Annotated in this window: 19 protein-coding genes; 15 read left to right on the top strand and 4 right to left on the bottom strand. The window is 68.0% G+C overall.

Annotation, left to right across the window (positions count from 1 at the left end):
* Positions 1-56: 56 nt before the first annotated feature.
* Entirely contained in the window at positions 57-398 is a 342-nt protein-coding gene (locus ASE70_RS10180) for a hypothetical protein (RefSeq protein WP_082438809.1), read from the bottom strand.
* A gap of 129 nt (positions 399-527) precedes the next feature.
* Between ASE70_RS10180 and ASE70_RS10175 the strand changes: the two genes are divergently transcribed.
* From ASE70_RS10175 to metH, 4 genes are all read left to right on the top strand, one after another.
* Positions 528-1,481 carry an ArsR/SmtB family transcription factor gene (locus ASE70_RS10175; protein ID WP_056504328.1) on the top strand — a complete coding sequence of 318 codons (954 nt, stop codon included), beginning with the start codon at positions 528-530 and terminating at the stop codon, positions 1,479-1,481.
* Positions 1,478-2,419 carry a methylenetetrahydrofolate reductase gene (metF, locus tag ASE70_RS10170; protein ID WP_056504323.1) on the top strand — a complete coding sequence of 314 codons (942 nt, stop codon included), beginning with the start codon at positions 1,478-1,480 and terminating at the stop codon, positions 2,417-2,419. Before ASE70_RS10175 ends, metF begins: the two co-directional genes overlap by 4 nt.
* 23 nt (positions 2,420-2,442) lie before the next feature.
* Entirely contained in the window at positions 2,443-3,492 is a 1,050-nt protein-coding gene (locus ASE70_RS10165) for a homocysteine S-methyltransferase family protein (RefSeq protein WP_056504319.1), read from the top strand.
* 121 nt (positions 3,493-3,613) lie between these two features.
* Positions 3,614-6,304 (top strand): methionine synthase, encoded by a 2,691-nt coding sequence (metH, locus tag ASE70_RS10160; RefSeq protein WP_056504316.1) that lies wholly within the window; start codon positions 3,614-3,616, stop codon positions 6,302-6,304.
* Here the strand turns inward: metH and ASE70_RS10155 are convergent.
* Genes ASE70_RS10155 through ASE70_RS10145 form a run of 3 tightly spaced genes read right to left on the bottom strand, consistent with a single transcriptional unit; the run spans position 6,258 to position 7,992 of the window.
* Complete coding sequence (locus ASE70_RS10155) at positions 6,258-7,082, bottom strand: hydrolase 1, exosortase A system-associated (protein ID WP_056504376.1); 825 nt, start codon at positions 7,080-7,082, stop codon at positions 6,258-6,260. The two genes, metH and ASE70_RS10155, sit on opposite strands and share 47 nt — an antisense overlap.
* Positions 7,067-7,723, bottom strand: a complete 657-nt coding sequence (locus tag ASE70_RS10150; RefSeq protein ID WP_056396612.1) for a hypothetical protein — start codon at positions 7,721-7,723, stop codon at positions 7,067-7,069. Before ASE70_RS10150 ends, ASE70_RS10155 begins: the two co-directional genes overlap by 16 nt.
* Positions 7,720-7,992, bottom strand: coding sequence for an acyl carrier protein (locus tag ASE70_RS10145; protein ID WP_056396609.1), 273 nt, complete (start codon positions 7,990-7,992; stop codon positions 7,720-7,722). The genes ASE70_RS10150 and ASE70_RS10145 overlap by 4 nt, the downstream gene beginning before the upstream one ends.
* A 700-nt stretch (positions 7,993-8,692) precedes the next feature.
* On the opposite strand from ASE70_RS10145, the gene ASE70_RS10140 reads away from it, so the two are divergent.
* From ASE70_RS10140 to xrtA, 11 genes are all read left to right on the top strand, one after another.
* Positions 8,693-10,186, top strand: coding sequence for an AMP-binding protein (locus ASE70_RS10140; RefSeq protein WP_056504313.1), 1,494 nt, complete (start codon positions 8,693-8,695; stop codon positions 10,184-10,186).
* Positions 10,183-11,415 carry a pyridoxal-dependent decarboxylase, exosortase A system-associated gene (locus ASE70_RS10135; protein WP_056504311.1) on the top strand — a complete coding sequence of 411 codons (1,233 nt, stop codon included), beginning with the start codon at positions 10,183-10,185 and terminating at the stop codon, positions 11,413-11,415. Before ASE70_RS10140 ends, ASE70_RS10135 begins: the two co-directional genes overlap by 4 nt.
* A gap of 133 nt (positions 11,416-11,548) precedes the next feature.
* Positions 11,549-12,181: an XrtA/PEP-CTERM system exopolysaccharide export protein gene (locus ASE70_RS10130; RefSeq protein ID WP_056396601.1), complete on the top strand. Its 633-nt coding sequence runs from the start codon at positions 11,549-11,551 to the stop codon at positions 12,179-12,181.
* A gap of 1 nt (position 12,182) precedes the next feature.
* Positions 12,183-13,706, top strand: a complete 1,524-nt coding sequence (locus ASE70_RS10125) for an XrtA system polysaccharide chain length determinant (protein ID WP_056504308.1) — start codon at positions 12,183-12,185, stop codon at positions 13,704-13,706.
* Positions 13,707-13,721: 15 nt separating this feature from the next.
* Complete coding sequence (locus ASE70_RS10120) at positions 13,722-14,618, top strand: AAA family ATPase (protein WP_056504305.1); 897 nt, start codon at positions 13,722-13,724, stop codon at positions 14,616-14,618.
* Positions 14,618-16,219 (top strand): hypothetical protein, encoded by a 1,602-nt coding sequence (locus ASE70_RS10115; protein ID WP_056504302.1) that lies wholly within the window; start codon positions 14,618-14,620, stop codon positions 16,217-16,219. Before ASE70_RS10120 ends, ASE70_RS10115 begins: the two co-directional genes overlap by 1 nt.
* A gap of 433 nt (positions 16,220-16,652) precedes the next feature.
* On the top strand, positions 16,653-17,774 hold the full coding sequence (locus tag ASE70_RS10110; RefSeq protein WP_056504374.1) for an ExeA family protein: 1,122 nt from the start codon (positions 16,653-16,655) through the stop codon (positions 17,772-17,774).
* 9 nt (positions 17,775-17,783) lie between these two features.
* The gene (locus tag ASE70_RS10105) at positions 17,784-18,623 is read left to right on the top strand and encodes an XrtA system polysaccharide deacetylase (protein ID WP_056504299.1); all 840 of its coding nucleotides are present in this window, start codon (positions 17,784-17,786) and stop codon (positions 18,621-18,623) included.
* A 53-nt stretch (positions 18,624-18,676) separates the two neighbouring features.
* Positions 18,677-19,669 carry a FemAB family XrtA/PEP-CTERM system-associated protein gene (locus ASE70_RS10100; protein ID WP_082450961.1) on the top strand — a complete coding sequence of 331 codons (993 nt, stop codon included), beginning with the start codon at positions 18,677-18,679 and terminating at the stop codon, positions 19,667-19,669.
* The gene (locus tag ASE70_RS10095) at positions 19,666-20,802 is read left to right on the top strand and encodes a TIGR03087 family PEP-CTERM/XrtA system glycosyltransferase (RefSeq protein WP_056504294.1); all 1,137 of its coding nucleotides are present in this window, start codon (positions 19,666-19,668) and stop codon (positions 20,800-20,802) included. The genes ASE70_RS10100 and ASE70_RS10095 overlap by 4 nt, the downstream gene beginning before the upstream one ends.
* A complete protein-coding gene (xrtA, locus tag ASE70_RS10090) occupies positions 20,799-22,319 on the top strand; it encodes an exosortase A (RefSeq protein ID WP_056504292.1) in 1,521 nt (506 codons plus the stop codon). Before ASE70_RS10095 ends, xrtA begins: the two co-directional genes overlap by 4 nt.

Genomic DNA, 22,319 nt, shown 5'->3' with positions numbered 1-22,319 from the left:
AGGCCGCACCCCGTTGCGTCGGGGTACGGCCTTTCGATCCAGATACCCGTCGTCCGTCAGCGCTGAAGGTCGCGTCCGGCCCGTTCGAGGCTCTGGCCGGCTTCGCGCTGGGCGTTGTCGGTGGCCGCATCTGCCTTTGCAGCACCGCGATCGATGGCGGCACCGGCGCGATCGGCTGCGTTCTCGATCTTGTCGCCCGCGCGATCGGTGGCGTTCTCCGCTGCTCCCAGCGCACGCTCGCCAGCGGTCTGGACGTCGTTCACGGCCTCACCCATCGTGGCGTTCACGTCGGCGGCGACGGCATCGGCGGCCTCGCCGGTTTCGTTCTGGGTCTTTTGGCTGCAGGCTCCGATCGAGAGTGCGACGGCGGCGATTGGCAGCAGAAGAAGCTTTTTCATGGCGGTTTCCCTTCCGGTATGATCGCGGCCCAACGCGCCAGCAACGGTACGGTTTCATCTGCGCAACGATGACGCAAAGCAGCACGCGGTCGATTGACCCCATATAAAGATATCTTTATATGATGACCCATGGCATTCGCCCTCGATATCCTGCGCGCGGCAAGCGACGTGACCCGGTTGCGGGTGCTGACGCTGTTGCGATCGATGGAATTGTCGGTCGGCGAGTTGGCACAGGTGCTGGACCAGAGCCAGCCAAGGGTCAGCCGGCACGTGAAAATCCTGTGCGATGCCGGTCTGGCGGTCCGCCGCAAGGAGGGTAGCTGGGTCTTCGTTGCACTCGGGACACCCGCGGTGGTCGATCCGCTGTTGGCGGCGCTCGATGCGTGGATGGCGGCGGACGATGCCGCGACCGCAGACGATCGGGCAAGGTTGGCCGCTGTACGCGCCGATCGCACGGCCGCTGCCGCTTCATGGTTCGAGGCACATGCCGGCGAATGGGATGCGATCCGGTCGCTGCATATCGCCGACGAACAGGTCGAAGCGGCGATGATCGCGGCACTGGGTTCCGCACCGATCGCACTGCTGGTCGATATCGGTACCGGCACCGGCCGGATGCTCGAACTGTTCGGGCCGCAGGCCGCACAGGCGATCGGGATCGACCGGTCTTCGGAAATGCTGCGGCTGGCGCGGGCGAAGCTGACCGAGCGCGGCATCGATCAGGCCGAGTTGCGGCAGGCGGATATTTACGCATTGCCGCTGGATACGGCGGTTGCCGACGCAGCGGTGCTGCATCACGTGCTGCATTTCGTACAGCATCCGGGCGCGGCGATCGAAGAAGCTGCCCGCGTCCTGCAACCGGGTGGCCGGCTGCTGATCTGCGATTTCGCGCCGCACGAGCGCGAGGAATTGCGGCAGCGCGATGCCCATGCGCGTCTGGGTTTCTCAGACGAACAGATGCTGGGCTGGTTCGCGAGTGCGGGCCTTGCCCCGGTATCGACCCGGACATTGGGTGGCGGCGAACTGACGGTGAAACTCTGGATGGCACGGCGGACGTTCGACGTGCGCGAGGTGAAGGCAGCATGACTCCTACCATTTCCGACCTCGAAGAAGCGCGGCGCGCACTGGATGCACCGTTGTTCGCCGATCTGGCGGGCGACTGCGCGGTCAGCTTCGAATTCTTTCCGCCCAAGAGCGACAAGATGGAGGCAGCACTGTGGGAAACGGTGCGCGCACTCGAACCCCTCGCACCGAAATTCGTGTCGGTGACTTATGGTGCGGGTGGATCGACGCGCGAGCGGACCCATGCGACGGTCGCACGCATCGCCCGCGAGACGTCGATGCCGGCCGCTGCCCATCTGACCTGTGTCGAGGCGAGCCGCGCCGAGATCGATCAGGTCGCCGAGGAATATTGGCAGGCGGGCGTGCGTCACATCGTCGCACTGCGCGGTGATCCGCCGACCATGGGGCAGAAGTTCGTCCCGCACGCCGATGGCTATGCTAATGCCGCCAATCTGGTCGCCGGGTTGCAAAAGCTGCATCCCTTCGAGATTTCGGTCGCGGCCTATCCCGAATGCCATCCGGACTCGGAGCATCAACAGGCCGATCTCGACAATCTGAAGCGAAAGATCGACGCCGGCGCGACGCGGGCGATCACCCAGTTCTTCTTTACGCCCGAAGCGTTCTTCCGCTTCCGCGATGCTGCCGCTGCCGCGGGGATCAGCGCGGAGATCGTGCCGGGCATCCTGCCGGTGTCGAATGTGGGGCAGGTGCGAAAGTTCGCCGGGCTGTGCGGTGCGTCGATCCCGGCGTGGATGGACCGGCTGTTCGAAGGGTTGGACGATCATCCGGGCGCGCGGCAGCTGGTCGCGGCGACGGTCGCGGCGGAAATGTGCCGCAAGCTATATGCCGGCGGCGTGCGCGATTTCCACTTCTACACGCTCAACCGTGCCGAATTGTCCTACGCCATTTGTCATTTGCTGGGGCTGCGGCCGCGCGCGACGCCGGTCGCCGCGGCAGCCTGATCCGAAGGTTCGAAGGAAGACTCATGACCTCCGTTCGCGAACGCCTGAACGCCGAAGCCGCAAAACGCGTCCTCATCACCGACGGCGCGTTCGGCACCGAAATCCAGAACTGGAAACTGTCCGAGGCCGACTATGCCGGCAGCCTGACGCTGGGGCATGACCAGAAGGGCAACAACGACATTCTGGCGATCACCAAGCCGGAGGTGCCGGAGACGATCACCCGTGCCTATCTGGACGCCGGGTCGGATATCGTTTCGACCAACACCTTCAGCGCGAACCTGATCAGCCAGGCGGATTATGGTGCCGAGGCGCTGGTGGCCGATATCAACATCCAGAGCGCCCGGATCGCCCGGTCGTTGGCCGATGACTATGCCGCGCGCGACGGCCGGCCGCGCTTCGTTGCCGGGGCGATCGGGCCGACCAACAAAACGTTGTCGCTGTCACCCGACGTGAACGATCCCGGTTATCGCGAAATCGATTTCGATCATCTGAAGAACGTCTATCGCGAACAAATCGATGCGCTGGTCAGCGGCGGGATCGATTTCGTGCTGATCGAGACGGTGTTCGACACGTTGAATGCGAAGGCCGGGGTGATGGCGGCGATCGAGGCAGGGCAGGCGCTGGGCCGCGATCTGCCGATCATGCTGTCGATGACGCTGACTGATCTGTCGGGGCGTAACCTGTCGGGCCATACGGTCGAGGCGTTCTGGCACGCGGTCCGCCATGCGAAGCCGGTGACGATCGGGCTGAACTGTTCGTTCGGCGCGGAACAGCTGCGCCCGCATGTGAAGACCCTGTCCGAGATCTGCGACACGCTGATCATGGTGTACCCAAATGCCGGGCTGCCTAACGAACTGGGTGCCTATGATGAGGCACCGGTGACGACGGCGGCGTTGGTCGGCGACTGGGCCGATCACGGACAGGTCAATATTCTGGGCGGCTGCTGCGGATCGACGCCCGCCCATATCAAGGCGATGGCCGAGCGGGTGAGGGGCGTCGCGCCACGCCGGGTGCCGAAGGTGCCGGTCCAGACGCGGCTTGCGGGCCTCGAACCGTTCACGATGGCGGCCTGAACCCGAAAGCCCTCTCTCCTTCAGGGGAGAGGGTTGGGAGAGGGGCAGTCCACCGTCCTCTCCCGTATATTCCCCTCTCCCCGGCCCTCTCCCCTGAAGGGGAGAGGGAGAGAAAGCTCTCATGACCAACGCTTCGACCATTTTCGTTAACATCGGCGAACGCACCAACGTGACCGGCTCCGCCCGCTTCAAGAAGCTGGTGATGGCCGGCGATTATGCCGCCGCGGTCGAGGTCGCGCTGCAACAGGTCGAGAGCGGGGCGCAGGTGCTCGACGTAAACATGGACGAGGGGCTGCTCGACGCGCATCACGCGATGACGACGTTCCTCAAACTCATTCAGGCCGAGCCGGATATCGCGCGCATTCCGGTGATGGTCGACAGCTCGAAATGGGACGTGATCGAGGCCGGGCTGAAATGCGTCAGCGGCAAGCCGATCGTCAATTCGATTAGCATGAAGGAAGGCGAGGAGCAGTTCCTGCGCCAGGCGCGCATCTGCATGAACTATGGCGCGGCGGTCGTGGTCATGGCGTTCGACGAGGTCGGGCAGGCCGATACGCAGGCTCGCAAGGTGGAAATCTGTGGTCGCGCCTATGACCTGTTGATGACGATCGGCTTTCCGCCCGAGGACATCATCTTTGATCCCAACATCTTCGCGGTGGCGACCGGGATCGAGGAGCATAATAACTACGGCGTCGACTTCATCGAGGCGTGTCGCGAGATCAAGGCGCGCTGTCCGCATTGCCATATCTCGGGCGGGCTATCGAACCTGTCGTTCAGCTTTCGCGGTAACGAGCCGGTGCGGCGGGCGATGCATTCGATCTTCCTCTATCACGCCATTCCGGCGGGGATGGACATGGGAATCGTCAATGCCGGTCAGCTCGACGTGTACGACACGATCGATGCCGAGTTGCGGACGGCGTGCGAGGACGTCATTCTCAACCGCGATCCGGGCGCGACCGATCGGCTGATCGCGCTCGCGGAGAAGTATAAGGGCACCGATGCGGTTGCCGAAAAGGCTGCTGCCGAATGGCGGTCGCTGCCGGTCGTGAAGCGGCTGGAGTATGCGCTGGTCAAGGGCATCGACGCGCATGTCGTCGACGATACCGAGGAGTGCCGCCAGCAGTTCGCACGCCCGATCGAGGTGATCGAAGGGCCGCTGATGGACGGCATGAACGTCGTCGGCGACCTGTTCGGGTCGGGCAAGATGTTCCTGCCGCAGGTCGTGAAATCGGCGCGCGTCATGAAGAAGGCGGTCGCGCACCTGCTGCCGTTCATCGAGGCGGCGAAGGAGCCCGGTGCGAAGGGCAAGGGCAAGATCATCATGGCGACCGTCAAGGGCGACGTCCATGATATCGGCAAGAACATCGTCGGGGTCGTGCTGCAGTGCAACGGTTTCGACGTGGTCGATCTGGGAGTGATGGTGCCGTGGACCCGCATCCTCGAATCCGCGAACGAGAATGATGCCGACATGATCGGCCTGTCGGGCCTCATCACCCCGTCGCTCGACGAGATGGTCACGGTCGCCGAGGAGATGAAGCGTGCAGGAATGACCATGCCGCTGCTGATCGGCGGGGCGACGACGTCGAAGGTCCATACTGCGCTGCGTATCTCGCCGGCCTATGACGGACCGATCGTCCATGTGCTCGACGCGAGCCGGGCGGTCGGCGTGGCGACGACGCTGGTCAGCGATACCGGGCGCGACGCCTATGTCGCGCAGGTCGCGGCGGATTACGAAGCGGTGCGGATCGCACGGGCGGGCAAGGGGCAGAGCGAACTAACGCCGATCGCCGATGCGCGGGCTAATGGCTTCAAGGCCGATTTCGCCCAAAAGCCGGCAGCGCCCGCCCAGCCCGGACGGCATGTGTTCGATGATTGGGATCTGGCGGACCTGCGCGACTATATCGACTGGACGCCGTTCTTCCGGGCGTGGGAGCTGGCGGGGAACTTCCCGGCGATCCTGACCGACGCGGTCGTGGGCGAGAGCGCGTCGTCGCTGTACGAGGACGCGCAGGCGATGCTCGACCGGATCATTGCCGAGAAATGGCTGACGGCGAAGGGGATTGCGGCGCTGTGGCACTGCTGTGCGCAGGGCGACGACGTGATCGTCGACGTGCCCGCCGAGCAGATCGAACCGGCGCTGGAGGCGGGGCGGGTGTCGCCGCTGTCGGGGGTGCCGCACGATTTTGCGACGCCGATGCAGACGACGCATGCCACCCACGCGATCCGCATGCCGTTCTTGCGTCAGCAGGTGCAGAAGCGTGAGGGTCGGGCAAATATGTGCCTGACCGATTTCGTCGATCCGGCGGGGGACTGGATGGGCGGGTTCGCGGTCGGCATCCACGGGATCGACCCGCATATCGCGCGGTTCAAGGCCGAGAATGACGATTATCAGGACATCTTGCTGAAGGCGCTGGCCGACCGGTTTGCGGAGGCGTTTGCCGAGCGGCTGCACCATCACGTCCGCACCGTGCTGTGGGGCTATGCCCCCGACGAGCAGCTGACCAACGAGGCGATGATCCGCGAGCAGTATCGCGGCATCCGCCCGGCACCGGGCTATCCGGCCTGCCCCGACCATAGCCAGAAACCGATCCTGTTCGAGATGCTGGGCGCGACGCAAGCCACTGGAATCACGCTGACCGACAGCTTTGCGATGCTGCCGACGGCGGCGGTGTCGGGGTTCTATTTCGGGCACCCGGACAGCGCCTATTTCGGGGTGGCGCGGATCGGGCGGGATCAGTTGGCGGACTATGCCGCGCGGCGCGGGGTCAGCGTCGAGCAGGCGGAGCGGTGGCTGCGGCCCAATCTCGACTGAGCGCGACCAGCACCTGGGCGCGCAACCAGTCGCGGTCGGCGGGGCGGGCGAAGCTGTGGCTGGCCGAAGCGTGGTGGTGCACGGGGATGCGGGCGCGCAGGTCCGAAAGGTGGCGAAGGTGCCACGCATCGAGGAATGCGCGGGCGGTGTGATCGTCGGTCGCGAGCAGGATGTCGGTCGGGGTGCCGGAGGCCAGCCCCTCCGCGAAGCGGTTGGTCAGGCCGGTTGGGGTGCGGCGATCGGTGGCGAGGGTGACCAATCCGCGCGTCAGACGGCCGAAGTTGACACGACCGGTCAATAGTCGTCGCCATGCCGAGGGCGAAACCAGCCGCTGCGCATAGGTCGCGCGGATCGCGGCGGCGGGCGGCAGGTCGTTGGTGGGTTCGACGACCCATGGGTTGGCGAGCAGCAGGCGGTCGATGCCGGCCGATCCGTGGAACAGCGCGAGGGTCGTCGCCGCGTCGCAATTGCCGAACGCCACGATCCGTTTCGCGCAGGTCGCCGCGCGCAGCCACGCGGTGGCGCACATCAGGTCCGGCGCGGCCGACAGGAATCCGCCATTGGTCCCGGTCGAATCGCCGATGCCGCGCCGGTCGTAGCGCAGCACCGGAAAGCCCGCCGCCGCCACCGCCGCCGCCAGCAGCGCCATGCCGCGATGCGCGCCGATCCGCAGTTCGTTGCCGCCCGAGACGATCAGCAGCGCGGTGTCCCCTTCGGCGGGATCGAGCGTCGCGGCGATGGTTTCGCCGGCACAGGGGATCGTCACCAGCCGACGCAAGCGCGGCTCCATGCGGCGAGGTCGTCGGCGAGGGCGGCGGCAAGGTCCGGGTCGTTGCCCGGTTCGCTCCTGCGCCACAGTGGTGCCGCGTCGATGCGAAGATCGGCCGGGCCGGGATCGGTGCCGAGCCGGACGGTTCGGAGCGGCTGGACGGTAGCAGGCGTCGCGGTTTCGAGTTCGGCGAGCAGCGTCGCCGACAGGCGGTTGCCGGCGACGTCGGCCATGTCGCCGTCGCGATCGATGCCGATGCGGGACAGTTCGCGGAGCAGCCGCTCGCCCGTTTGCGGGGCGAGGTGCCAGCGACCGGCGACGTCGGCGTCACGATCGAGCAACGCGCTGGCACGGATCGCGGCGGTGACGACCGGCCGGTCGGTTGCCTCGACCAGCGCGACGACGGCGCTGCGCCAGTCGGTCAGCGTGACCGCGTCGGTCGGGAGCAGGCTGTCGCCCTGTCCCGGCAGGTCGGGCAGCATCGCACCGATATCGCGGGCAGCGAGAGCGCGGAGCAGCCCGACCGCGAAGGTGCGGGTGCGGTTGGCTTCCTCGAACGGGGGCAGCAGCAGCAGGACGACCGGACCGGTAGCGGGACCGAAGCGCCAGAGCGCCTCGCTGCCACCGGGCCAGTCGTAGCGGTCGATCAAGCGGGGGCCTTGGCGCTCGCGAAGCGGACCAGCGCGCCGAAGGTTTCCATCGTTTCGCCGTCGATATCGTCGTCCTCGATCAGGATGCCGAGCCGGTCCTCCATCTCGGTCAGGACGCCGGCGACCGCCATCGAATCGAGTTCGGGCAGCGCGCCGAACAGCGGCGTCGCTTCGTCGAAGGCGGCGGCGCGTTCGGCGGACAGGCCCAGCACGTCGCGCAACACCGCGCGGACGGTTTCCTCGGTCGATGCTGAACCCTGTGCGATCACGTCGTTTCCCCTGTCGGCGATATGGTCGCCGGATCGCGGGTGTGTAAGGGTTGGGGCGCGGGATGCCAAGGTGGCGGGTTGGGGGGCTTTGCCGTCGTTCCTGCCTTGCGTTCGGCGGGCCCGCGCTTGTGGTCGTTGGAGCAAAAAAAGTCAGGTCGAGGGGGCCAGTCGCAGGGCGTTCTTCTGCTTGGCTCTGGACCCCCGCCTGCGCGGGGGCACGGCAGATGGGCGGGTCGTCCGAGGCGAGAGCGACATTCAGTTCGCTGGGCGCAGGAATAGTGTTCCATCCCCTTTCGTCACTCCCGCGCAGGCGGGAGTCCATATGTGCCAGCGTTGCGAATCCGGCCGAGACGTCAGTGTCTATGGATTCCCGCCTGCGCGGGGGCACGGCAGATGGGGCGGGTCGTCCGGGGCGAGAGCGACATTCCGCAGTCAGGCTAGCGAACTGCTCCCCTCCCTGACAAGGGAGGGGCGGGGGGTGGGTAGGTTTGGGGCTGGCGAGTCGTTCCCTCGCGGGCCGACCCACCCCCGACCCCTCCCTTGTCAGGGAGGGGAGAAATCGAAATCTTACTGAATGTCGATCGCTCTAGTCGCTCGCCGGGGGCGGCTGGGTCGGTGTGCTCGCAGTTTGACCTTCCGGACCGTGATGCCGGTAGCCTCACCGGTTCAATCCGTCCCGCAACTGGGCTAAGGCGCGGGGATGCTTGATCCGGTTCCGCAGACGATCGATCGATTGCCGCTTCGTGGGAGCCCCGACGCCCCGGCGTTGATCGATCGCGAGGGGGTGCTGACATTCGCCGAACTCGAAACGCTGGTCGCGCGGGTCGCCGGTGGGTTGCGGAGTTTACCCGCCGGCGCGCGGGTGGCGACGTGGTTGCCCAAGACGCGGCTGGCGTGCGTCATGCCGCTGACGGCGGCGCGGGCGGGGCTGGTGCATGTGCCGGTCAATCCCGCGCTCAAGCGGGCGCAGGTCGCGCATATTCTGGCCGATAGCGGGGCGTCGCTGCTGGTGACGCAGGCCGCGCGGCTTGCGGCGTTGGCCGCGGGGGATGTGCCCGCGGGATGTGCGGTCGCGACCGACATGCCGGATGGCGCGCCGATGGCCGCGAGCGACGGCGATCCGGCGGCGCTGGTGGCGATCCTCTATACCTCGGGGTCGACCGGGCGGCCCAAGGGGGTGATGCTGAGCCATGCCAATTTGTGGCTGGGGGCAGTTTCGGTCGCGCACTATCTGGCGCTGACGCCCGACGACCGGGTGCTGGCGGTGCTGCCGCTGAGTTTCGATTATGGGCAGAACCAGTTGTTGTCGAGCTGGGCTGCGGGGGCTGCGGCGGTGCCGCTGGATTACCTGACCGCGCGCGACGTGGTGAAGGCGGTCGACCGGTTCGCGGCGACGACGCTGGCCGGCGTGCCGCCGTTGTGGACACAGTTGCTGGAGGCGGAGTGGCCGGCGGGGACGGCGGCGCGGCTCAAGCGGCTGACCAATTCGGGCGGGGCACTGACGCCGCGGATGGTGCGGGGGTTGCGCGAGCGGTTCGCGGGTGCCGATGTGGTTGCGATGTATGGGCTGACCGAGGCGTTCCGGTCGACCTGGCTGGACCCGGCGTTGATCGATGCGAACCCCGATGCGATGGGTCGGGCGATCCCGTTTGCCGAGGTGGCGGTCGTGCGCGCCGATGGCAGCTGGGCCGGGCCGGACGAGCCGGGCGAACTGGTCCATGCCGGGCCGCTGGTCGCGCAAGGGTATTGGCAGGATGCCGAGCGGACCGCGCTCCGGTTCCGGCCGGCACCGGCGTGGATGGCGAGCGGCGGCATGGCGGTATGGTCGGGCGATACGGTGGCGGAAGGGGCGGACGGATTGCTGCGCTTCGTGGGACGCGATGACGAGATGATGAAGGTGGCGGGCAACCGGATCAGCCCGACCGAGGTCGAGGAAGCGGTCGAGGCCGGCGGCGAGGTGGCCGAGGCGGTCGCGGTCGGGCTGCCCGATCCACGGCAAGGGCAGGCGATCGTCGTCGTGGCGCGCGCGGCGGTCGAAGGCGCGGAGGTGGCGGTGCGGGCACGGCTGCGCCGCGACTTGCCGAGTTTCCAGCAGCCGGCGCATTATGTCTGGGTCGAGGCAATGCCGCGCAACGCCAATGGCAAGCTGGACCGGGTGGCGGTGCGGGCGCTGGCAACGGCGGCGGTCGCATGAAGCCGATCGGGCCGATCCCGGCGGGCTTTGCCGGGCAGTCGCGGTTGACGGTGGGCGGGGTCGACTTTGCCGAACTGCTGGCGCGTGCCGGGGATACGCCGGCGTTCCTGTATGACGGCGGGGCAATCGCGGCGCGGGTGGCGCGGTTGCGGGCGGCGCTGCCCGACGGGGTCGGGGTGCATTATGCGATCAAGGCCAATCCGCACCGCGACCTGCTGGCGATGATCGCGCCGCTGGTCGACGGGCTCGACGTGGCGTCGGGCGGCGAACTGGCGATGGCGCTGAACGAAAAGCCGGCGACGGCGATCAGCTTTGCCGGGCCGGGCAAGCGCGACGATGAACTGACGGCGGCGATCGGGGCCGGCGCAACGCTGCATGTCGAATCGGAGGGTGAAGCCGACCGGGCGCTGGCGATCGGCGATCGGCTGGGCATTCGTCCCCGGATCGCGGTGCGGGTGAACCCTGATTTCGAACTGCGCGGATCGGGGATGCGGATGGGCGGGCGCGCCTCTCCGTTCGGGATCGATGCGGCGCGGGTGCCGGCGCTGGTGCGGCGGCTGGTGGCGGTCGGTGCGGACTGGCATGGGTTCCATATCTTTGCCGGGTCGCAGACGCTCGACAGTGCGGCGATCATCGAGGCGCAGGCGGCGACGGTGACGCTGGCCGAGCGGCTGGCGGAGGAAGCGGGGGCGGTGCCGGCGTTCGTCAATCTGGGCGGCGGGTTCGGCATCCCCTATTTCGCGGGCGACCGGCCGGTCGATGTCGAGAGCGTAGGTGCCGCGCTGGGTGAGCGGCTGGCTGCGCGCGGTGCGGTGCTGCGCGAGACCGGCTTTGCGGTCGAACTGGGCCGCTGGCTGGTGGGCGAGGCGGGAGTGTATTGTACGCGCGTGCTCGACGTGAAGGTCAGCGGCGGCGAGACGTTCGTGGTGGTCGATGGCGGGCTGCATCATCAATTGGCGGCGAGCGGCAATTTCGGGACGGTGGTGCGCCGCAACTATCCGGTGGCGGTGGCCGAGCGGATCGATGCCGAACCGACGACGACGGCGTCGGTGGTCGGATGCCTGTGCACCCCACTCGACCGGCTGGCGGACCAGGTGGCGCTGCCGCAGGTGGCGGTCGGCGATACGATCGTGCTGTTTCAGGCGGGGGCGTATGGCGCGACGGCCAGTCCGGCGGCGTTTCTGGGGCATCCGCCGGCGCGCGAATTGCTGGTTCGGGAACCGTCATGATCCGGCGACTGTCGCAAAATGGGACAGGGTCGACGCTTGTTGCTGTACTCAACCGGATATTTACCCCTTGGCCGGCATAGCGGGCTACAGTCCTGCGCGGTCGTGGCCGTGCGCGTTCGAACGAGGAAGTTTTATGCGTCCAAAGGGTGGAGTTGCCGGGGTGGCGCTGTGCGCGGTGCTGGGCGGATGCGCCGGCGGCGCGACGCGACCCGAACTGCCGCCCGCGCCGTTCGTGCAGGCAAAGGAGGCACCGGGTGAGGCCTATGTCATCGGGCCGCTCGACCAGCTGAGCATCTTCGTGTGGCGCAATCCCGAATTGTCGGCGAAGGTGCAGGTGCGTCCCGATGGGCGGATCACCACGCCGCTGATCAACGACATGCCCGCCACCGGTAAGACCCCGGCGATGCTGGCCGACGACCTGAAGCTGGCGCTGGGCGAATATGTGAAGGACCCGCTGGTCTCGGTGATCGTCGAGAATTTCTCGGGGACCTTCAGCCAGCAGGTGCGGGTGGTGGGCGCGACCGAAAAGCCCGCGTCGCTGCCATACCGCGCGAACATGACGCTGCTCGACGCGATGATCGCGGTCGGCGGGCTGAACCAATATGCGTCGGGCAACCGGGCGCGGCTGGTCCGCTATGACCGGACGACCGGCAAGCAGCAGGAATTCGGGCTGCGCATTTCCAGCCTGCTCAAGAACGGCGATTCGAGCGCGAACGTGAAGTTGCAGCCGGGCGACGTCATCATCATCCCCGAGAGCATGTTCTGAGATGGACGGGCTGTATGGGGAGCTGAAACTGATCGTCCATGCGATCTGGCGGCGGCGCTGGATCGCGCTGGGCATCGCATGGGTGGTGTGTCTGGGCGGGTGGCTGGTCGTCAGCCAGATCCCCAACAGCTATCAATCGACCGCGCGAGTGATGGTCGAGATGCGGCAGGTGTTGCCCGGTGCCGAGGCGGCGGTGGCGCAGAATGCGCAGTCCAACAATATCGATCGCATCCGCCAGACGCTGACATCGGCGGTGAACCTGGAGAAGGTCGTGCGCGGCACGTCGATGGCGGAGACGATCGCCAACGACCGCGACGTGGCGGACCGGGTGGCGTCGCTGCAGAACGCGATCAAGCTGACCGCGCAGCAGGACAATCTGTTCGAGATTTCGGCGACGTCGGGCAATCCCAAACTGGCGCGCGAGATCGTGCAGAAGATGATCGACATCTTCGTCGAGGACAATCTGGCGAGCGACCGCGATGCGACGGTGCAGTCGCTGCGCTTCCTCGACCAGCAGCTGGCCCAGCGGCAGACGCAGCTGGCCGATGCCGAGGCGCGGCGGCAGGCGTTTCAGGCGCAATATATGGCGATGCTGCCGGGGACGGGGTCGCTCGACGATCGCATGTCGAATGCACGGGCGGAACTGGCGCAGATCGATGGCGATCTGGCGGCGGCGCAGTCGAGCCTGTCGGCGGCGAACGCGCAGATGGCGGGCACGGCGGCGACGCTGCCGGGCACCGCGGGGACGGCGATGGTCGGGCCGGCACGCGCGCGGCTGAACGCGATCGAAGGGCAGATCGCCGAGGGACGCAGCCGGGGCTGGACCGACGCGCACCCCGACATGGTGGCGCTGAACCGGCAGCTGGCGGCGGCACGGGCGGCGGCGCGCGGCGAGGGCGGTGGCGTCAGCGGCGGGACGGCGGCGTCGCCCAATCCCTTCTATCTGCAATTGCGTGCGGCGCAGGCCGACCGGCAGGCGACGGTTGCCGAACTGACCCAGCGCAAGCAGCAGATCGAGGGCCAGCTGAACGGATTGCAGGCGAAGATCGCCGCCGATCCGCAGGCCGCGGCACAGCAGTCGCAGCTCGACCGCGACATCGCGTCGCTGAAACAGCAATATGACTCGCTGTTCCAGGATCGCGAACAGGTGCGTATCCAGAGCAGCGTGCAGACCGATACCGATGCGGTGAAGTTCAGTGTGATCGACCCGCCGACCCAGCCGCGCGCACCCACCGCGCCCAACCGGCCGCTGCTGCTGCTGGGCGTGCTGGTCGTCGGGATCGGCGCGGGGCTGGGCGCGGCGTTCGCGCTCAGCCGGTTGAAGACCAGCTTCGCCACGGCGGCGCGGCTGGAAAAGATCAGCGGAATGCCGGTGCTAGGCGCGATCGGCGAGGTCGTGACCGAGACAGTGCGCGCCGAGCGCCAGCGGCGGTTGAAGCTGTTCGCGGGCGGCGCGGGGGCGCTGCTCGCCGCGTTCGTGCTGTTGCTGGGCCTAGAGTTCGCACAGCGCGGGCTGGTGGCCTGAAGGGAGGACGGCCAAGTGAACGATCAGTCGCACCGTGGCCTGCGTGGCGCATCCCTGCTGGAGCGGGCAGCGGACCGTTGGCGGCTGGAGCCGGTAGCCGGCCTGCCGCCGGTGGCCGAACCGGCCGTGCCGGAAACCGCACCGGCGGGACAGCCGATGCCCGAAGCGCGCGTTCCCGCGATCGATCCCGCGCGGATCGATCGCGATGCGCTGGCGGCCGGCGGCATGCTGGTGCCCGGCGGGCCGGTGACCGCGCTGGCCGAGGAATTCCGGCTGGTGAAGCGCCAGTTGCTGGCGACCGGTGCCGATGTCGCCAAGCGCGACGAGGATGCGGCGCGCATGATCCTGATCTGTTCGGCGCAACCGGGCGACGGCAAGACGTTCTGCGCGATCAACCTTGCGCTGTCGCTGGCGGCGGAGCGTGACCTGAACGTCCTGCTGGTCGATGCCGACGTCAACAAGCCCGACATTCTCGACCGGTTGGGGATTACGGCCGAACGCGGACTGCTCGACGCGCTGGGCGATGCGAGCATCGATGCCGAGGCGCTGGTGATCCCCACCGACGTGCCGCAGCTGTCGATCCTGCCGGCGGGGACACGGACCCATGCCGATACCGAATTGCTGCGCAGCGACCGGGCGCGCGCGGTGCTCGATACGTTGCTGGCGGCCGATCCCGATCGCATCATCCTGTTCGATTCGCCGCCGGCGCTGGCGGCATCGCCGGCAGCGGTGCTGGCGACGCTGGTCGGGCAGACGGTGCTGGTGGTGCGCGCCGATCGCAGCAGCGAAGCCGACCTGCGCGAGGCGGTCGCGCTGCTCGACGGGTGCGACGAGATCCAGCTGCTGCTGAACGCGACGACCTATCGCGCCGACGGGCCGCGCTTCGGCTATTACGGGCAGGAACAGGATTGATGCATCGCGCGGCCCTGCCGGTGCTGATCGCGACCGCCGTGCCGGCACAGGCGCAGCGCGTCGATGTCAGCCCCTATATCGAAGTCGGGCAGGCGGTCGCCGCCGACCTGACCGACGGCGACGTCGTCACCTATACGCAGGTGACCGCCGGGGTCGATGCGCAGGTCACGACGCAGCGCGTGCAGGTACAGGCCAATTACCAGTATCAGCGGATTTTTGATTGGGGCAGCGGCTTTGGCGGCGGTGAAATCCATTCGGGGCTGGCGCGCGCCAATGTCGCGATCACGCGCTGGCTGAACTTGGAGGGCGGCGCGATCGCGACGCGGGCGCGGGGCGACCAGCGCGGCGGCGGTTTCGGACCGTTCGTCAACGCCAGCAACGTCAATACCGCACAGGTCTATGGCCTGTATGCCGGCCCGACGATCGCGACGCGGGTCGGACCGTTCGCGGTCAACGGCACGTACCAGTTCGGCTATGTGAAGGCCGAGGCACCCGGCGCGATCGATCTGGCCCCCGGACAACGGCGGGTCGATTATTTCGACGAGGCGACCAGCCATCTGGTGATGGGGAGCGCGGGCACGCGCGCGGGCACGATCCTGCCGATCGGCCTGACCGTGTCGGGTGCGTGGCTGCGCGAGGATGCCGGGCAACTCGACCAGAAATTCGAAGGCACCTATGGCCGGGTCGATGCGGTGCTGCCGATCACGCGCACCCTCGCCGCGGTCGGCGGGGTCGGTTATGAAAAGATCGAGGTGACGCAGCGCGATCCGCTGATCGATGCGCAGGGTCGACCGGTACTCGACGGGGCGGGGCGGTTCGTGACCGATCCGGCGTCCGATCCGCGCATCGCCTATGATATCGATGGGCTGATCTGGGACGCGGGCGTGTTGTGGCGGCCGTCGCCGCGCACCGCACTGGAGGCGCGGCTGGGGCGGCGCTATGGTTCGATGAGCTATACCGCATCGCTGCAATGGCAGACCGGACCGGGCGCGGCGGTGCAGGTCGGGGTCTATGACAGCGTCACCACCTTCGGCCGGCAGCTGACCGGATCGCTGGCGCAACTGCCGATCAACTATATCGACGGGCAGGACCCGTTCGGCGCGCGCTATGGCGGGTGCGTGTTCGGTGGCGGGGTGACGCCCGAGGGACAGTCGAACGCGGGCGCGTGCCTGACGCCGGTGTTCCAGTCGATCAGCGCGGCGACGTTCCGCGCGCGCGGGATCGATGCGGTCTATTCGATCACGCGCGGGCCGACGCGGCTGGGGCTGGGTGCGGGCTATGCCAGCCGGCGCTTCTATATCCCGCCGGTGCCGGGGGCGGTCGTCTATTCGTCGCGCGACGAAAGCTATTATGTGCAGGGCTTTGGCCAATGGGCGATCGACGGCCGGTCGTCGTTCAGCGTCGATGTGTACGGCAACTATTTCACCAGCGGGATCGGAGGCGGTCTCGACGCATGGGGCGGCGGGGCGCAGGGCGGCTATTACCGGCGGTTCGGGCGGGCCTATGGCAGTTTGACGGCCGGGCTGTACGGCTTCGACGTCGAGGGGGCCGACGCCGATGTGATCGCGCAGGCGCTGCTGGGAGTCGGGTACCGGTTCTAGGGGCGATCGATCTTCAGCTGTCAGGCCAGCGAACTGCTCCCCTCCCTGACAAGGGAGGGGCTGGGGGTGGGTCGGTCTGGGGCTGGAGAGTCCGCTCCCTCGCGGGCCAACCCACCCCCGACCCCTCCCTTGTCAGGGAGGGGAGAAGTCGACACCCTACTGAATGTCGATCGCCCTCGGATGAAGTGATAGCGCCTCGCGCTTCCCCGCACTTCGCGTCCTTCCTGCGCAGGCGGGAATCGTTATCCGCGGACGGTCGTCCGGATTCGGCGACGCCGCGTCGATTGACCGCCGCTTTCGCGGAGGTGACGAGAGAATATCATGCCATCGTCAGCGGCTTGCCGCACGGTCGTGACCTGCACATAGGTCGCGGCGCGAAATTTTAAGAAGAATAAACCGATCGGGGGTTATACAGCTCCCAACGGAGATGCTGATGTACGACGATCACTATGGCCTGACCGGTCGCCCGTTCCAGCTGACGCCCGATCCGGCGTTCTGGTTCGATACCGCGACGCATCGCAAGGCGATGGCGTATCTCGGCTATGGCCTGAGCCAGGGCGAGGGCTTCATCGTCATCACCGGCGATCCGGGTACCGGCAAGACGACGCTGCTCGGCCATTTGATGCGGACGATCGATGCCGCGCGGCTGAACGTCATCCGGATCGTGACGACACAGATCGAGGCCGACGACCTGTTGCGGCTGGTCGCGTCGGGGCTGGACGTCGATCCCGCCGGGCTGACCAAGGCGCAGTTGCTGGGCGGGATCGAACGCGGGCTGCACAATGTCGCGCGGTCGGGCCGGCGGACGCTGCTGGTGATCGACGAGGCGCAGTCGCTGCCGGTCGGGTCGATCGAAGAATTGCGGATGCTGTCGAATTTCCAAGCGGGCGGCTATGCGCTGTTGCAGATCTTCCTGCTCGGCCAGCCCGAATTCCGGCAGCGGCTGCACGGGTCGGACCGGCTGGAGCAGCTGCGTCAGCGGGTGATCGCGATGCATCACCTCGACCCGATGGAGGTCGAGGAAGTCGGACCGTATCTGGAACACCGGTTGCGGGTGGTCGGATGGACCGGCAGCCCGAGTTTCTCGCCCGATGCACTGGAGTCGCTGCACCGCTGGTCGGGGGGGATTCCGCGGCGGTTGAACCAGTTGGCCAGCCGGGTGCTGCTGTTCGGCGCGATCGAGGGGATCGACCAGTTCGGCGCGCTCGACGTCGAGAACGTCATTTCCGATCTCGACCGCGACGGGCTGGGCAGCCGGGCGGGGGATGCCGAGGCCGAGGAACCGGCGTCGTTCGCCGACGCCGATCCGCGCCCGATGACCCCGCCGCCGCCGCCGATGCCGCCGCGCCCGATCCATTTGTCGGTGGTCGAGAGTGGTCAGCGCCCGCCGGCACCGGTTGCCGATACCGAGGCGTTGCTGGCGCGGATCGAGTCGCTCGAAGCACGGCTGGAGCAGCAGGATCTGGCGCTGCGCCGGGTGCTGACGCTGCTGGTCGACTGGGTCGAGGGCGAACAGCGCCGGCCCGACCTGACGTCCGTCCGCGTCGTGGGCTGAGTCACCCCGATGCGCAACGCGATGTCGGTCGACGTCGAGGACTGGTTTCAGGTCGGCGCGTTCGAAACGGTCATCGACCGGCGCGACTGGGACGGGCTGGAACACCGGGTCGAGGCGAATACCGATGCGGTGCTCGACCTGTTCGCCGCCGCCGGGGTGACGGCGACGTTCTTCACGCTCGGCTGGGTGGCCGAGCGGTTTCCGGGGCTGATGCAGCGGATCGTGGGCGGCGGGCATGAGCTGGCAAGCCATGGGTGGGACCATCGCCGGGTGTTCACGATGACAGCGGCGCAGTTTCGCGACGATCTGGCACGGGCGCGGACGGTGTTGGAGGATGCCGGCGGACAGGCGGTGACCGGCTATCGCGCGCCGAGTTTCTCGATCGATGCCCGCACGCCGTGGGCGCATGGCGTGCTGGCCGATTCGGGTTATCGCTATTCGTCGTCAGTCGCGCCGCTGGCCCATGACCATTATGGCTGGGCCGATGCGCCGCGCGGGCTGTACCGGCCGGTGGCGGGCAATGCGCTGGTCGAATGGCCGATCACGCTGGCGCGGGTGCTGGGTCGCTACGTGTCGGCGGGGGGCGGGTTTTTCCGGTTGCTGCCGAACCGGGTCGTCGAGGATGCGGTGGTGCGCAGCAACCGGACGGACGCGCATCCGGCAATGTTCTATTTCCATCCATGGGAGATCGATCCGGGGCAACCGCGCGTGGCGAACGCGCCGTTCCGGTCGAAGCTGCGCCATTATTCGCGGCTGTCGGCGATGGCGGGGAAGCTGGAGCGGTTGATGGCGCGGCACGACTGGGGCCGGGCCGATGCGATCGTCGCCGAGCGTGCGGTCGCGCTGTGAGCCTGCGCGTCCGGCGGGCGGATCTGGGCGATGTCGGCGAACGCGCGCGGATCATGACGTTCGTGGAGGGGCGGGCCGATGCGACGCCGTTCCATCTGCCGATCTGGGGTGAGGCGACGGCGGCGGGGTGCGGGCAGGCCTATCGGATGCTGCTCGCCGAGGATGCGGGGGTGCTGGTCGGGCTGGTGCCGCTGACGCAGGTGCGGTCGCCGTTGTTCGGGGCGGCTTTGGTATCGACCGGGTTCGGGGTCGGGGGCGGCGTGCTGGGTGACGGCGCGGCGGCGCGGGTGCTGGCCGAGGCTGCGGTCGGCGTCGCGCGCGAGCTCGGCTGTCCGACGATCGAGATGCGGGGCGGGGCGGCCGTCGAAGCGCCGGGATGGACGTTCGACGACAGCCGCTATCTAGGGTTCGTGCGGTCGCTTGCCGGCGATGACGAGGCGGAATTGCTGGCGATCCCGCGCAAGCAGCGCGCCGATGTGCGCAAGGCGCTGGCGGCACCGTTCGAGGTGGCGATCGGGCGTGACCGCGCGGCGCTGGCCGAGCATTTCCGGGTCTATGGGACGTCGGTGCGCAATCTCGGCACGCCGGTATTCCCGCGGTCCCTGTTCCGCGAAGTCGTCGCGGCGTTCGGCGAGGATGCCGATGTGCTGACCATCCGCCACGCGGGACGGGCGGTGGCGAGCGTGTTGTCGCTCTATTGGCGGGGCACGGTCTATCCCTATTGGGGCGGCGGGACGGCCGAGGCGCGGGGGCTGCGCGCCAATGAGCGGATGTATTTCGAACTGATGCGCCATGCGCGAGCGCGCGGCTGCGACCGGTTCGATTTCGGGCGGTCGAAAGTCGGGACCGGGCCGGCGGCGTACAAGAAGAATTGGGGGTTCGTCGGCGAACCGCTCGGCTATCCGACCTGGACCGCCGATGGTGCCGCGCCGCGCGATGCCAGTCCGCTCAACCCCAGATACCGGCTGAAGATCGCGGCGTGGCAGAAGCTGCCGCTGACGGTATCGAACCGGATCGGGCCGTGGATCGCGAAGGGGCTGGGGTGAGCGACATCCTGTTCCTCGCCCACCGGGTGCCCTATCCCCCCGATCGCGGCGACAAGGTGCGCAGCCATCATGTGATGCGGCATCTCTCGACGCTGGGACGGGTGCATCTGGCGACCTTCGCCGACGATCCGCGCGATCTGGGCCATGATGCGGCGCTGAAGCAATGGTGCGCGAGTGCGGTGGTGGTGCCACGGACCAAGGGCAATAAGCGGGCGGCGGTCGAGGCGCTGGCGAGCGGGCGGGCGGTGTCGCTGGCGGCGTTCGATCATCGCGCGATGCGGGGGGCGGTGGCGCGGTTGCTGGGCGAGCGGCGCTATGCCGCGATCTATGTCTATTCGGGGCAAATGGCGCAGTATTTGCCGGACGATGCGCGGTTCGTCATGGATTTCGTCGACCTCGATTCGGCGAAGTTCGCCGCCTATGCCGACGATGCGCGCGGGCCGATGCGCTGGATGCTGCGGCGCGAGGCGCGGTTGCTGGGCGCGTTCGAACGCGGGGTGGCGGATCGGGCGCTGGCGACGCTGTTCGTCAGTGCGGCGGAGGCGGCGTTGTTCGGGGGGGCAGCGCAGGCGGTCGAGAATGGCATCGACACCGGCTTTTTTGATCCGGCGGCGGTCGCGCCGGTGGCGGAGGCGGGGCCGCTGATCGTGTTCACCGGGCAGATGGATTATCGGCCGAACATCGACGCGGTGCGCTGGTTCGTGCGCGAGGTGCTGCCGGGGGTGCCGGGCCGGTTCGCGATCGTCGGGCGCAATCCGACGGCGGCGGTCCGCGCGCTGGCGGGTGAGCGGGTGATCGTGACCGGCGAAGTCGCCGACGTGCGGGGCTGGATCACGGCGGCGGACGTGGTCGTCGCGCCCTTGCTGCTGGCGCGCGGCGTGCAGAACAAGGTGCTGGAGGCGATGGCGATCGCGCGGCCGGTCGTTGCCTCGACCGCGGCCGCCGAGGGTATCGATCATGACGGTTCGATCCGGGTTGCGGGGGATGCGGCTGCTTTCGTAGATGAGATCAGGGCGTTGCTGGACGATCCCGTCGCGGCCGATACGCTCGGACAGGCGGCGCGGGCGCGGACGATCGCGCGCTATGGCTGGGATGCGCGACTGGCACCGCTTGCCGGGCTGATGGGACTGTGAGCAGCGTGGCGCTCGACCGGCCGGTGGACGTGCTGACGCCCGACTGGCGGCGGTCGTTGATCGCGCTGGGCGGAATCTGGGCGGCATTGCTGCTGATCTTTCGCCGCGATGTCGGCGATGTGGTGGATATCTGGTGGAATTCGACCACCTATGGTCATTGCCTGTTCGTACCGCCGATCATCGGCTGGCTGGTATGGCAGCGGCGGCGTGAGGTGCTTGCGTTGCAGCCGGGCGCGTGGTGGCCGGGACTGGCGATCGTCGTGGGCGGTGGCGCGGGCTGGCTGGTGGGCGAAGCGGCGGCGGTGGCGCTGTTCCGGCATGTCGGGCTGGTGATGCTGTTGCAGGGGGCGGTGGTCACGTTGCTGGGGCCGCGCGTCGCGCGGGGTCTGCTGTTTCCGCTGGCCTATATGGTGTTTCTGGTGCCGTTCGGCGATTTCATGGAGCCGTGGCTGCAATCGGTGACGGTCGCGCTGACCATGCCGATCCTGCACGCCCTGGGCGTATCGGCGAGCGTCGACGGCGTGCTCATCACCATTCCGGGCGGCTATTTCGAAGTCGCGGAGGCGTGTTCGGGCGCGAAGTTCGTGATCGCGATGATCGCGTACGGGGCGCTGGTCGCCAATGTCTGCTACGTCGCATGGGCCCGCCGCGCGGCGTTCATGGCGATGGCGCTGGTGGTGCCGGTGCTGGCCAATGGCGTGCGGGCGGCGGGCACGATCTATGCCGCGCATCTGACGTCGGTCGCGGCGGCGACGGGGTTCGATCACATCGTCTATGGCTGGGTCTTCTTTGCGCTGACCATGGCGGGGGTGCTGGCGATCGGGTGGCGCTGGTTCGATCGCGATCCCGATGCGCCGTGGTTCGACGTCGCGCGGGTGCAGGCGATGCCGATGCGCGTTGCCGACCGGTCGATGGCGGCAGGTGCGGTGCTGGGCATCGCCGTCGCCTTTGCCGGCTGGGGGTGGGTGATCGACAGCCGCGCCGATCCGCTGCCCGACCGGATCGACCTGCCGAGCGTACCGGGGTGGCAGCGGATCGCCATCACCGGCGAGCCATGGGTGCCGCACTATCCCGGCGCGGACCATTTCCTGATCGGTCGCTATGGCGATGCCCGCGGACGCAGCGTCGACGTTGCGATCGCGGTCTATGCCGCACAGGGCGAGGGGCATGAACTGGTCGGGTTCGGTCAGGGGCCGATCCGCGAGAACGACCGATGGGTGCGGATCGCCGACACCCCGCCGATCGCCGGTGGTACCGCGCAGCGCATGGCCGCGCCCGGTCCGGTCGAGCGCGAGGTCGCGACCTGGTATCGGATCGGATCGACGACCACCGGCAGCGAGGACCGGGTGAAGCTGGAAACGCTGAAGACGCGTCTGCTGGGCGGGCCGCAGCGCGGCGTGGCGGTATTGATGTCGGCGGAAAAGGGCGCAGGCGATCCGCGCGGGACCATCACCGAATTCCTGCGCGCAGCAGGACCGGTCGACGCCATCGCCGATCGCGCTGCGGGAGGACGCTGA

The organism is Sphingomonas sp. Leaf22 (genome assembly GCF_001421715.1).
In the GTDB taxonomy this organism is placed as follows: domain Bacteria; phylum Pseudomonadota; class Alphaproteobacteria; order Sphingomonadales; family Sphingomonadaceae; genus Sphingomonas.
The sequence above is the reverse complement of the archived record's forward strand: the minus strand, read 5'-3'. Positions and strand labels throughout refer to the sequence as shown.